This window comes from Chryseobacterium sp. HR92 (assembly GCF_045689405.1).
Classification (GTDB): domain Bacteria; phylum Bacteroidota; class Bacteroidia; order Flavobacteriales; family Weeksellaceae; genus Chryseobacterium; species Chryseobacterium viscerum_A.
In genome coordinates this window covers 5,157,986-5,170,950 of the sequence record NZ_CP139139.1, presented here as the reverse complement: position 1 = coordinate 5,170,950, position 12,965 = coordinate 5,157,986, and the positions used below count along the sequence as shown (strand labels likewise).

Below are 12,965 nucleotides of genomic sequence, written 5' to 3'. Positions count from 1 at the left end.
ACTCAGAAAAAAATAAATCTACTTATGAAAACAATCAATGATTTCAATTTTAAAGATAAGAAAGCTCTGGTAAGAGTGGACTTCAATGTTCCTCAGGACGATCAGCTGAAGGTGACAGACAATACGAGAATTGTTGCTGTGAAACCAACAGTGGAGAAGATCCTTAATGATGGTGGTTCGGTCATCTTAATAACACACCTTGGAAGACCTAAGGGTGAGGTTAAAGATGAATTTTCTCTTAAGCATATTCTTGGCGAAGTTTCTGCTGTTCTTGGACAGGAGGTTAAGTTTGTTGATGAATGCATTGGGGAAAAGGCAGAGAAAGCTGCTGCTGAACTGAAACCGGGGGAGATTTTATTACTGGAAAATGTACGTTTTCATAATGAAGAGGAAAAAGGAGATGCAGGTTTTGCTGAAAAGCTTTCTAAATTAGGAGATGCTTATGTAAATGATGCATTCGGGACTGCACATAGAGCTCATGCTTCTACAGCAGTGATTGCTCAATATTTTCCATCAACTAAATATTTCGGTTTACTGATGGCTAATGAGCTTCAGGCGATCGATAAGGTATTAAAGAGTGGTGAGAGACCGGTTACGGCCATCCTTGGAGGATCTAAAGTTTCAACTAAAATTACCATTATAGAAAATATTCTTCCTGCAGTAGATAATCTTATTATAGGTGGAGGAATGGCATTTACATTTATTAAGGCTCTTGGAGGGAAAATTGGTAATTCTTTGGTAGAAGAAGACAAACTTCCTTTAGCTCTTGAGATTTTAGGGAAAGCTAAAGAACATAAAGTAAAAGTTTATCTTCCTTCTGATGCTATCATCGCTGAAAGTTTTAGTAATGATGTGGAAAGAAAAGAAGCTGACATCTACGCAATCCCTGAAGGATGGATGGGACTTGATGCTGGCCTTAAATCCAGAGATCAGTTCAACGATGTGTTGTTAAATTCAAGAACTATTCTTTGGAATGGGCCGATAGGAGTTTTTGAAATGTCAAATTTTGCTGGTGGAACTGTTGCATTGGGCGAGAGCATTGCTGAGGCAACAAGATTAGGAGCTTTTTCTTTAGTTGGAGGAGGAGACAGTGTTGCATTTGTTAAGCAATTCGGATATGCTGATCAGGTAAGTTATGTTTCTACCGGTGGTGGAGCAATGCTTGAAAGTCTTGAAGGACTTGAATTACCAGGTGTAGCTGCAATCAATAATTAATACAAAAGAATAGATATTTTATAGCCTGCTAATTATATTAGCAGGCTTTTTTTATTTATTAGATTGTGAGAAAAGCCTTTATTAATCGAAGTTTTGGATGTGTTTTTAGATATAACCACAGGTTATATTGATTTAGGTTTAATTCTCTTTCAGTTACTTAGGTTTTTAGTAGATTCTATTTTTGGCTTTTCATTTTAAAATTGAGTAATTTTAGATATTCAGTTCTCTACTTCATACCTTAGTCATTGTGGTAAATGGCTATATTTTTTACTGTTAAATTCTAAACTTGTTGAGAGAAGAGGTTAGACTTTTTTCATTAATTGCTATGTATGTTTTGATTGAATAGGTAGGTAAAATGATTTGATTTGAAGTAAAATTTCTGACAGATAAGGGAGTATTTCCCGTTAATTATTTCTTGAGCGTGACACTATAATTTTTTTGAATAATATCTTTAAGGTTTAATTTGGGAATCTCCGAATTCTTTTGGAATTTGATTTTATATAGTAATTAGTGTCTATTTTTTAACTTTTACGCTGACTTTATATAATTTTTAAGGCAAAGTATTATATCTTATTTATTTCACATATTTGTGATGATGTTGTATATTGTTGTATATCAGTAATTAAACTGTTTTATAGTATGAAATTATATAGTGATTATCATTTGACATTATAGATTTTGATTAAAAATTATTCATTTAATACTATAAAAGGAAGGTAACAATCAATTTTTTTCATAAACGAATTTCATTAAATTTTTAAAACAGACTTATTTAAGAATTTTTCTTTTCTATCAGTTTATATTTTATAAGAATCTTCAATTATTACTTTTTAAGTACTGTATTTTTAATTTTTTAATTTCTTCTCATTGTAATTTTCGGAAGTTATCATTTCTTCGAAAATTATATTTTAAAATATGTTTTAATTTTTTGGATTAAGATTGGATGGAGTAGGGGTGTTTTAAATTCCAGGTATTAATTTTTATTTTTTGATTTAGAATGAAATTATTTTTTCTTCAAGAGATTTTTTTTGAATCCCCTGAAAATTGACCTCTATATTTGCTTCTAAAATTGAAAAACTATCTTTTCCTGAGTATTTATACCTTTTTCTATTTTGAAGATGAATTTGTACCCTTTGTGATGGAATTTATCATTTTGAACATTTTTTTTGTTTCATATCAATTTATAGGCAGCTATTGAATACAGATTTAAATGTTCAATGAAAGCTCTAGGTAATGAATAAGAGAAATACCTATTTCCTTTTTTATATTGTTTTTAAAAATGGAGTAGGGGAGAGTTCTGAAAAATACAACAAGGATGTTAAATTTTTATAAGATTGAATAAATTTTGAAAATCTTCTTTATCAGATAAAAAGAAAACTCAGGAGTAAAATCCTGAGTTTTTGTTTTTAAAGCTTAAAATGGTGAAAATCAACATTCAGAAATAGGCCAAAAATCGATTTTCTATCTTTTTTCGATAATGTATATCAAACTTGAAAATTCGTTTGAAAATAACGCCTTTACGTTAGAAATTGTTCCGTAGACCACTGCTTTTATCCAAAATAGGGGTGATTTTTTGTATTTTTCGCTCAACATGGAGATGTAATAAGAGTCTAATACTAAAGGTTTGATTTTTCTCATTTTCCAGTCTGATTTTTTTGAAATCAGGTTTTCCATTCCGTTTTTTGAAAAATGATAAATGTGTCTTGGTACATCATAAGCTGCCCAATATTCTTTATAATGTTTTGCATCATATGAAGTAGGGTTTGGAACAGCGATAATAAGAATTCCTTTTTCTTTTAATTTTTCGTGAAAAATGTTAAGCATTTCATCCTGATTCTCGATATGTTCAAACACATGCCATAATGTAATAGCATCTAAGCTGTTTTCTTCAATTGTATTGATATTATCCAATATAGTAGCCTTCGTTATTTTTCCCTGTGCTGCTTTTCTTGCATCTGCATCAGGCTCAAAACCGAAAGTCTCAAAATCATTTTCTATAAATTTAACAAACTCTCCGGCGCCGCATCCATAATCAAGAACTCGTGATCCTTTTTTTATTCTGTCTACTAATACATTTTTTTTGTATTGAAGATTGAATGACTGAAGAAATTTATAAAGCTTTTCTTTCAGACTTCCGGAATCCTGATGATGAGAAATATAATCTTCACTTTCATAATATCTGGAAATGTTGGATGGAATAGGGGTGGTCCTGAATACCCCTTTCGTTTCTGTCTCTTTAATTTCAAAAATTTCCTGTGAAAGAAAATGATCTTTTATTTTCATTGAAATCGTAATCTTTTATATTGTAAAAAAAATTAAGATATCCTGAGCTTGATATATGCTCATAAATACCTTAATTTTTGCTTTATTTTTTTAATGTTTCACGTGAAACATATTTTTTTAACGTCCTAAATAGACTAGTAAAACGTTTATATCAGCTGGAGAAACCCCGCTTATTCTTCCTGCTTGTGCTATAGTTTTCGGACGTACGTTAGACATCTTCTGTTTTGCTTCTGCGGAAAGGCTGCTTAGCTTTGTATAATCAAAATCCTCTGGAATTTTAATGTTTTCCAGGCGGTTCAATTTGGCTACATTTTCTTTTTCTTTCTCAATATATCCTTTATACTTAATATTAATCTCTGCCTGTTCTCTTACTTCATCGTTGTATTGGCTTGAAACTTCTTTAATGAAATCGATTTCATCCAGTTTTCCTAATGTCATATGAGGTCTGGTAAGAATTTGTGCAGCTCTGTATGCCTGATCTACCGGATTGCTGTCTATAGATTCAAGAACCGGATTAATAATACTAGGTTTTAAAGAGGTTTCACGAAGAAACTCTTCAAGTGATTGGCTTTCAGATACTTTTGTTTCCATTTTTCTTAATCTGTCTTCTTTTGCCAATCCTAATTGGTAAGCTTTTTCAGTTAATCTGATATCTGCATTATCTTGTCTTAAAAGAAGCCTGTATTCTGCACGTGAAGTAAACATTCTATAAGGTTCTTCAGTTCCTTTGGTGATAAGATCATCTATTAAGACTCCGATATAAGCTTCGTCTCTGTTTAGAATGAAATCTCCTTTTTCATGAACTTTATTATGAGCGTTAATACCAGCAATTAAACCTTGGCCTGCTGCTTCTTCATATCCTGTTGTCCCATTAATCTGTCCTGCAAAATATAAATTATCAATTAATTTTGTTTCCAGAGTATGTTTTAATTGGGTAGGAGGGAAGTAGTCATATTCAATTGCGTAACCAGGACGGAATACTTTTACGTTTTCAAATCCAGGAATCTGTTTCATTGCTTTTATCTGTACATCTTCCGGAAGAGAAGAGCTGAATCCGTTTACATAGATCTCTACAGTTTTCCATCCTTCAGGTTCTACGAAAAGCTGGTGTCTGTTTCTTTCAGCAAAACGGTTGATTTTATCTTCAATACTTGGGCAGTATCTCGGACCTAAGCTTTGAATTGTACCATTGAACATTGGGCTTCTGTCAAAACCTTCTCTCAAAATATCATGTACAGTTTCGTTTGTATATACGATATGACAGCTTAATTGTTTTGTTAATTTCGGAGTATCAAGATAGCTGAATTTTTGAGGATTTTCATCTCCTTTCTGTTCTTCCATCTTTGAATAATCCAAACTTCTTCCGTCTACTCTTGGTGGAGTTCCGGTTTTCATTCTTCCAGCTTCAAATCCTAAAGTGACCAATTGTTCTGTAATTCCAAATGCTCTTGGTTCACCCATTCTTCCTCCGCCTAATTGTTTATCTCCAACGTGAATTAATCCGTTAAGAAAAGTTCCGTTAGTAAGAACTACAGATTTTGCTTTGATCTCAATTCCTAAAGAAGTAACCACTCCTGTTACTTTATTATTTTCAACGATCAGTTGTTTCACCATATCCTGAAAGAAATCAAGATTGGGAGTATTCTCTAATGCTAAGCGCCATTCTTCGGCAAAAAGCATTCTATCATTTTGGGTTCTCGGAGACCACATCGCAGGACCTTTTGAAAGATTCAGCATTTTGAATTGGATAGCAGATTTGTCTGCTACAATTCCGGAATATCCTCCCATTGCATCAATCTCTCTTACGATCTGTCCTTTTGCGATTCCGCCCATTGCCGGGTTGCAACTCATCTGTCCGATGGTCTGCATATTCATTGTAACGAGTAGTGTTTTTGAACCGAGGTTAGCTGCTGCTGCTGCTGCTTCACAACCTGCGTGTCCTGCACCTACTACTATTACATCATATATTTCTGAAATCATTTTTATCTCGCTTGTTTTAAGCTTTAAACCTTATCTTTATAACCAATGTTTCACGTGAAACATTTTTGGAGAATGCACTCTAAGTAAAGTTATATTATTACTAGAATTGAGTACTTTAGGTATGGGACTTTAAGTGATTGTTCAATTTCAAAACTTTAAATCCCTGTATTTTGCCAAGTACAAATCTTCCATTCTCCGCATCTCTTTTTCTTCCTCTTCCGTCTTGTCTTTATAGCCTGCAAGGTGTAAAATACCATGGGCTAAAACCCTTCTTAATTCTTCTTCATAATCTCGGGAAAGGGTAGAGGCGTTATCAGAAATGCGCTGCAAAGATACGAAAATCTCAGCGCTTATTGTCTTGCCTTTTACATAATCAAAAGTGATGATATCCGTATAATAATCATGCTGTAAATAATCCTGGTTGATCTTAAGAAGATATTCATCATCACAGAAAATGTAATTAATTTCTCCTAGCTTTTTTCCTTCTGAAAGAATAAGATCTTCCAGCCATTTTTTGTAATCTGTACTTACTGATTCTGGTAAGTTTTCGTAAAAGAACTGTATCATTTTTTTTAAAACCAGTGTCCTAAAATAACACTGAATATACCTTTTTGGTTATTTTTGAGTGAGTGGCTGAAGTTTACTTTTATCTGCCCGAAAGGAGATTTGTAACCGGCCGTAATTCCCAGCGAGCTATAATTTACTTTAACTGCATCTTCAAACTTGATATCGTTTGATAGGTTTGCAAAGGTAAAGTTTCCACTGATAAAATAGTTTTTGTTAAATTTAAACTGGACATCGTTGGATGCCAATATCACATTATTAGTATAAAGCTGGGCGAAATAAAACCCTCCAAAGCTTTTAAAATTCATTAGATTTTGTTCAAAAATTCCCCCTAATCTGTATTGATAATAGGCAGGAAGATTTTCACCAATAGTAACCCCTCCAAACACATTAAGGCGGTAAGTGAATTGTTTGCCCAGAGGAATATTGATTTTAAGATCTGCTTTGATCTGAATTATCCTTTTATCAACCTCAGATTTTAAAAGATCTACTACCTTTCCTTCTGCAGCAAAATAAATTCCTTTGGTAGGAAACTCTTTATCATCCTGTGTATCGGTTTTTATGAAGATATAAGGGTTCAAAAAACGGCTGTAACGTCTGTTATCTCCATTGCTGTTTTCCGCTTTGAAGTAATCATGGCTGATACCACCTCCAATAGCAAATTTATCTTTCCATATAGACTGTATATAGGCCTCATTTCTGATCCATTCCCAGCGGTCAACTACGTAATTATCTACATTTTTTATATCGAAGCTCATTCCGGACGAGTAAATACCAAATCCCGGAATATATCCGTTGTCAATAAAATAGTTCAGGTAATATCTCAATCTGTCTCCTACGACAACATCAAGGGATAGATTAGAATTTTTAAATAAAAGCCTCTTTGCAGAATAATTCAAAAGCAGTCCTGTTTTGAAAACTTCATCATAATGAAGACCAAATTTTAGAAAATGGCGGGTGTCATCTTCAGTGACATAAAGTTTTAAATAGTTGGCGTCATTTTCCTGAACGATATCATAATTGATAAAGCGATAATTATTTGTGGCCACCAATTTATCTACCATTTTATTGATGCTTCCATAAGTCTGTAAAGAGGGTAGACGGAGTCCCATTTTTCCCAGCGTGTAGTTTTTACCGTATATTTTACTTCCTTCGATGGAAATGCTGTCTATCTTGTATACATTGGAGTATATAGGGTTTACACGCTGTCTGAGGCGGTCAAAAGGACGTTTGGGTAGTTGATCCAGTACCTGGGAATATTTGAGGCCTTCTACGTATCCGCTGTCCAGAATTTTTTTCTTATCATCGTAGCTTGTAGCAGACATGCCCTTCAGATTGGGTTTGATATTAATGTCTGTATATTTATACTGTTTTCTTGTATCTTTCTTTATGCCGAAATCAATTACCTGGTTCAGGATGGATATAATATTGTTTAAATCCTCTCTTTTTGAAAGATCCTGATTAAGATCTACACCAATGACAATATCAATTCCTCTGTCTTTTAAGGGCTTTGAAGGGTAGTTCACCGTCATAGCTCCGTCAATATAAATACTGTCACCAATTTTAACGGGATCCATTAAAGAAGGGAATGCAGAACTTGCCATAATTGATTGTACCAGATCGCCTTTTTCAAATATCTGCATATTGCCGCTTTCAAGATTGGTTGCAACACACAGGAATGGAATTGGCATTTTGGAAAAGTCCTCGATATTGGAAACGTTTTTAAAAAGTTCTTTCAGAAGATAAACATTTCTCTGGCCGGTACTGATAGAAGATGGAAGTGTTATTTTTCCGTTTTTTAGCGGAATGGATAAAAGGTATTTGTCTACAGATTTGTTGAAAAAACTGGATTCCTGCCTCGATTTCGGATCCATAATTAAAGAATAGAAATCTGTATCCATGACAATTTTTTCTATTTCTTTTCCGGAATAGCCTGCGGCATATAAACCACCTACAATGGCTCCCATACTTGTTCCGGAAACATAGTCCACCTTTACTCCCAATGAATCTAATACTTTAAGAACTCCTACATGTGAAAACCCCTTGGCTCCGCCACCAGCAAGTGAGAGTCCGATCTTTGGGTTCTTAGGAATCACCAAATCTTTTTTTACCTGAGAATGGATCAATAACAGTTGGAATATGGAAAGCAGAATCAGGAGTTTTCTCATAGTTAATCTTTTATATAAATCCGTTTCACCCGAGGCGAAATGGAGGTTAATACTTCATAGGTTATCGTTTTGCAGTAGGCTGCGAATTCTTTTAAACTTGGTTTGGCGTTGAAAACAGTTACCGTATCGCCTTCTTTTACATTCGGGATATTATCTATATTAATCATCATCATATCCATACAAATATTCCCCACAATGGGTGCCAGCGTTTTGCTGACGCCTACATTTCCTACCTGATTTCCGATCAGTCTCGGAATACCATCGGCATATCCTACAGGTATTGTTGCAATTCTGGTAAGATGGTCAGCTTTATATTTTCTGCTGTAGCCTACAGATTCACCGTTTTCAACCATTGATATCTGTGAAATTACGGTTTTAAAACTTACAACAGACTGTAGTTGCTTCTGAATTTCATTATCAGGAGATTCTCCAAGCATTCCGATACCTATTCTTACCATATCAAACTGATAATTGGTATAGCTTGTTATTCCAGATGAATTCAGAATATGACGGAGAGGAGTGTATTCTAATTTTTGTATCAGGTAACTGGAATTCTTTTCAAAAACTTCCAGCTGTTTCAATGTAAATTCTTTTTCCTCAGGCATATCCGAAGAGGATAAATGGCTGAAAAGACTTTGCACCTTCACATTTTTCTGGCTTAAAGTTTCACTTAACTGATCCAGTTCAAAATCTTTAAAACCAAGACGGTGCATTCCGGTTTCCAGTTTGATATGGATCGGATATTTCTTATCATAACCTGATTTCTGAACGGCCTCATAGAATAATTCCAATACTCTGAAACTATAGATTTCAGGTTCCAGATTATACTCTATGATTGTCTGATAACTGTGCTGTTCAGGATTCATGACAATGATAGGAGTTGTGATTCCTTTTTTACGAAGTTCCACCCCTTCATCAACATAGGCTACACCCAGATAATCTATATGATGGTGCTGAAGAAATTCTGATACTTCATAACTTCCCAATCCGTAAGCATTGGCTTTTACCATGGCCATCATTTTGGTCCCTGGCTTCAGCAATGATTTATGATAGTTGATATTATGAAGAATGGCATTAAGGTTTACTTCCAGTACCGTATCATGTTTTCTGAGTTCAAGAATATCTTTAAGTCTTTCTATTTCAAATTTTCTTGCTCCTTTTAACAGGATAATCTGATTTTCTATTTCAGTAAGGTGCTTACTTTCAATTAACTCTTTAGTATCAATAAAAGTATATGTTTTAGCTTTAAATAATTCACTGAAGTTTGATATTTCATCACCGATTAAGAATACAGAATCAAAATGCTGTTCATTGACCAACTCAGAAACTTCTTCATATAATTCTTTTACATTGGTACTCACCCCTACGATGTCTGTTAAGACCAGCGATTTTTTAGATTTGTTATATTCATTCAAAAACTGCAGGGCAGTCTTCAAAGAATCAAGGTCAAGATTAAAAGAATCATTGATGACGATATTACCCTTAATTCCTTCAATCGCTTCAAGCCTCATTTCAACGGCTTTTAAAAGGTTGATTTTTTCAACGATCTTTTTATTTTCGATATTCAGTTCCTTAAGGATTGTGATAAGCGCTGTAGCATTGGTTAATGTAGCTTCGTCTCTCTGATGTGCCGGAAAAGTGATTTCTTCACCAAAATAATCAACAATAATGTTGTCATCTTTGGAAACATTACTTTTGATGAAAACCTGATTCTTTTTTTTGAAACCGTAAGAAATTAATTTTTTATCAGGATAGGATTGTTTAATTTTTTGTTCTACCAAAGAATTGTCACCATTATAAATGATGACTTCAGAATTTTTAAAAAGTCTGATCTTTTCATCAATAAGCTCATCCTCGGAAGAAAAATTGGCAGCATGGGCTGTTCCGATGTGGGTAAGTAAACCGATCTGAGGATGGAACATATTTTCAAGTTTCTCCATCTCATGCGGCTTTGAAATTCCCACTTCAAAAATTCCCAGCTGATGAGAACTGTTGATCTGAAGAAGAGATAGCGGAAGGCCAATCTGAGAATTAAAACTTTTTGGGCTTTTTACAGTAGGGAATTCATTCCAGAGACATTGATATAACCATTCTTTTAAAATTGTTTTACCATTACTTCCCGTGATTCCAACAGATTGGAGGTGAGAATTTTCGAAATGGTATTTTGCCAGTTTTTGAAGAAACTCTACAGAATTTTCAACAATGATCCAGGTTATATTTTCAAATTCCGGAAAATGATGTTCGGAAATAATGACATTAATGCCCCTGTCTATGGCAGACTCTATGAATTTTTCACCCGAATTTTTATGGGTATTGATCGCAATAAAGGCAGTATTTTTAGTAGAATAAATAATCCTGCTGTCATACGCTATATTTTTGATCATTAAATTTCCATCTCCAATGATTTGTGCATTGGTGATCTCTGCAATGTGTTGTACTGTATAGTTCATTGGTGCCCTTTCTGCTTTGTTTTTTGAACGAAACAGCAGAAGTAAAACAGCAAGAAAATAAGAAACCGATTATTTATACTGATTTCTTTTTCAAGATTTTATCTTATTGCTTTTCCGTCTTTATTTTTTACTGAGTGAATATATTTTTATGGGTGTATTCAATCCCTTATTTTCTTTTTAAAAGTACTTCGTCAATAAATACACGGCGGCTTACGGCCTCATAGCTTTCGGTTTCTCCCAATTCTACCAGATTATCTCCCTGGGAAGTTCTCATAGAATAGTTGGCGAGATTACCTGTTCTCTTACAAATAGCATGCACTTTTGTGACATATTCGGCAGTGGCCATCAAATTGGGCATTGGCCCGAACGGACGGCCTAAAAAGTCCATATCCAATCCGGCAATTACTACTCTGATCCCGCTATTGGCAAGCTGGTTGGCAACATCAACAATACTTTCATCAAAAAACTGAGCTTCATCAATGGCTACTACATCGCAATTGGATGCCAACAGAAGAATTTCATTAGGATTTTCCACTGCTGTACTGCGGATTTTATTCTGATTATGAGACACTACATCCTCTTCAGAATACCGTACATCCATTTTTGGTTTAAAAATTTCCACATTCTGTCCTGCCATTTCTGCTCTTCGCAATCTGCGGATCAGTTCCTCGGTTTTACCGGAAAACATAGAGCCACAAATCACTTCCATCCAACCACTTTGTTTGGAATGATTAATTGTATTTTCTAAAAACATTTGTTAAATTAGCCGTATATTTTTAACATCAAAAGTAAGCAATTTTAATAAGAATCTTATTATGCAGAATATCCAAGATTTAAAGGAAAAGATTTTTTTTGAATCCATGAATATCATTGATAATCTGGACAAAATAAGCAACGTGGACGAATTACTTTCCAAGCAAGATCTTGTAGATGAGCTTGCTAACAGGATTTCTTTTTTGAAACTGCTGGAAAAGAATATTGAATATTTTGTTACAGATCATCCGGGACAGCATCCGGACAGTCAGCACATCTCTTTTGTATCTGGAGAAACAGAACATTATGATAAAGGAAATGAGGTGACAGAGGAGGAAGCTATCTTTAATAATGAGCTGAACGAAATTGATGAGAATGAAATTTTCTCAACCGGATCTGAAGAAGAAGAAGCCGTTTTCAATAATCAGCTGAATGAAATTGTTGAAAATGAATTCCATGAAAATATGGTAAGCTTTGCAGAAGAAGGTTACGAAGAAAAAACACCGGGAAATATTCAGGAACAGACTTCTGATCATGAAACGTTGGAAGAAGAAGCCGTTTTCAATAATCAACTGAACGAAATTGATGAAAATGAAATTTCAGAAGAGCAGAGAGCTGTTCTGAGCTTTGTGGATGAAGAAAAAATTCTTGCCGATTCTACACCGGATTCTGATGAAGATCTCAATGAAGACCTGTTTCATAATGAAGTGACGGAGGAAGAAGCTATTTTCAATAACCAACTGAATGAAATAGATGATCAGGAAGAGGAAAACATTGAACAGGAATCAAAAAAAGAAACTGATTTTGCCGAGGTAAATGATACTAAATTTTCTGTGACGGAAATTATTCCAAGTATTTTTGATACAGAAACCCTGGAAGATGAAATACTGATTGAAGAAAATGAAGAGCAGTTTGTTGCTTCAAATGTTTCTATTGAACAGGGAGAACTGGCCACAGAAACGTCCAATGTAGAAAATATTCTGAGTGAGATAAAAAATGATCATTCAGTAGAAGAGCCCAAGGAGGAAAGCATCCTCGCTGAAGTCTATGACAGAAGAAAAATCGTTGAAATCGATAAACCTGCTGCCGAAGAAACAGAAAAACATCCTTCTGATGAAAGCTTTGAAAATTTAGAAGCATACCATCAGGAGAAAAAAATAAAATTATCCAATATCAAAGGATTGAAGGCTGTTCAGTCACTTTTTGATGATGATCCTCTGGAAAGAGAATTTCCTAACGAAAAGGAATCTGTGCTTGAGAAAGAAGATACCGGAAGTATTCTGAAGTCTAATATTCCTACCAATTTTATGGAAGCAGACAAACAGAAGCCGGAATTTAAACTGGATCTGAATGACAGGATTGCTTTTTCAAAAATGCTCTTTGAGGGAAGTCAGACAGATCTGAATGATACGGTATTTCAACTGAACCAGTTCAAAACACTGGAAGAAGCCAAAGAGTATCTTAGTGATCTGTATTACGAAAGAAAATGGAATAAAGTGGATGAATATGCTCAGAGACTTTGGATATTGGTGGAAAATAAATTCTTATAATT

At 34.3% G+C, this 12,965-nt stretch carries 8 protein-coding genes; 2 read left to right on the top strand and 6 right to left on the bottom strand.

Annotated features, from left to right (window positions below):
* The first annotated feature begins 24 nt into the window (after positions 1 to 24).
* The gene (locus tag SFA27_RS23270) at positions 25 to 1,215 is read left to right on the top strand and encodes a phosphoglycerate kinase (RefSeq protein ID WP_407298190.1); all 1,191 of its coding nucleotides are present in this window, start codon (positions 25 to 27) and stop codon (positions 1,213 to 1,215) included.
* A 1,461-nt stretch (positions 1,216 to 2,676) separates the two neighbouring features.
* Here the strand turns inward: SFA27_RS23270 and SFA27_RS23265 are convergent.
* The 6 genes from SFA27_RS23265 to SFA27_RS23240 form a co-directional block, all read right to left on the bottom strand.
* Entirely contained in the window at positions 2,677 to 3,498 is an 822-nt protein-coding gene (locus tag SFA27_RS23265) for a class I SAM-dependent methyltransferase (protein ID WP_407295256.1), read from the bottom strand.
* Positions 3,499 to 3,615: 117 nt separating this feature from the next.
* On the bottom strand, positions 3,616 to 5,478 hold the full coding sequence (mnmG, locus tag SFA27_RS23260) for a tRNA uridine-5-carboxymethylaminomethyl(34) synthesis enzyme MnmG (RefSeq protein ID WP_407295254.1): 1,863 nt from the start codon (positions 5,476 to 5,478) through the stop codon (positions 3,616 to 3,618).
* Between the two features lie 147 nt (positions 5,479 to 5,625).
* Positions 5,626 to 6,045, bottom strand: a complete 420-nt coding sequence (ybeY, locus tag SFA27_RS23255) for an rRNA maturation RNase YbeY (protein WP_047377919.1) — start codon at positions 6,043 to 6,045, stop codon at positions 5,626 to 5,628.
* A 5-nt stretch (positions 6,046 to 6,050) separates the two neighbouring features.
* Positions 6,051 to 8,210 (bottom strand): patatin-like phospholipase family protein, encoded by a 2,160-nt coding sequence (locus SFA27_RS23250; protein ID WP_407295252.1) that lies wholly within the window; start codon positions 8,208 to 8,210, stop codon positions 6,051 to 6,053.
* Between the two features lie 2 nt (positions 8,211 to 8,212).
* On the bottom strand, positions 8,213 to 10,660 hold the full coding sequence (locus SFA27_RS23245) for a bifunctional UDP-N-acetylmuramoyl-tripeptide:D-alanyl-D-alanine ligase/alanine racemase (RefSeq protein ID WP_407295249.1): 2,448 nt from the start codon (positions 10,658 to 10,660) through the stop codon (positions 8,213 to 8,215).
* A gap of 166 nt (positions 10,661 to 10,826) precedes the next feature.
* Positions 10,827 to 11,414 (bottom strand): thymidine kinase, encoded by a 588-nt coding sequence (locus SFA27_RS23240; protein WP_047377916.1) that lies wholly within the window; start codon positions 11,412 to 11,414, stop codon positions 10,827 to 10,829.
* A 61-nt stretch (positions 11,415 to 11,475) separates the two neighbouring features.
* On the opposite strand from SFA27_RS23240, the gene SFA27_RS23235 reads away from it, so the two are divergent.
* Positions 11,476 to 12,963, top strand: coding sequence for a hypothetical protein (locus tag SFA27_RS23235; protein WP_407295245.1), 1,488 nt, complete (start codon positions 11,476 to 11,478; stop codon positions 12,961 to 12,963).
* Positions 12,964 to 12,965 lie beyond the last annotated feature (2 nt).

Coding starts and splice junctions, on each gene's coding strand:
- SFA27_RS23245 (WP_407295249.1), bottom strand. CDS start 10,660: ATGAACTATACAGTACAACACATTGCAGAGATCACCAATGCACAAATC.
- SFA27_RS23265 (WP_407295256.1), bottom strand. CDS start 3,498: ATGAAAATAAAAGATCATTTTCTTTCACAGGAAATTTTTGAAATTAAA.
- ybeY (WP_047377919.1), bottom strand. CDS start 6,045: ATGATACAGTTCTTTTACGAAAACTTACCAGAATCAGTAAGTACAGAT.
- SFA27_RS23250 (WP_407295252.1), bottom strand. CDS start 8,210: ATGAGAAAACTCCTGATTCTGCTTTCCATATTCCAACTGTTATTGATC.
- SFA27_RS23240 (WP_047377916.1), bottom strand. CDS start 11,414: ATGTTTTTAGAAAATACAATTAATCATTCCAAACAAAGTGGTTGGATG.
- SFA27_RS23235 (WP_407295245.1), top strand. CDS start 11,476: ATGCAGAATATCCAAGATTTAAAGGAAAAGATTTTTTTTGAATCCATG.
- SFA27_RS23270 (WP_407298190.1), top strand. CDS start 25: ATGAAAACAATCAATGATTTCAATTTTAAAGATAAGAAAGCTCTGGTA.
- mnmG (WP_407295254.1), bottom strand. CDS start 5,478: ATGATTTCAGAAATATATGATGTAATAGTAGTAGGTGCAGGACACGCA.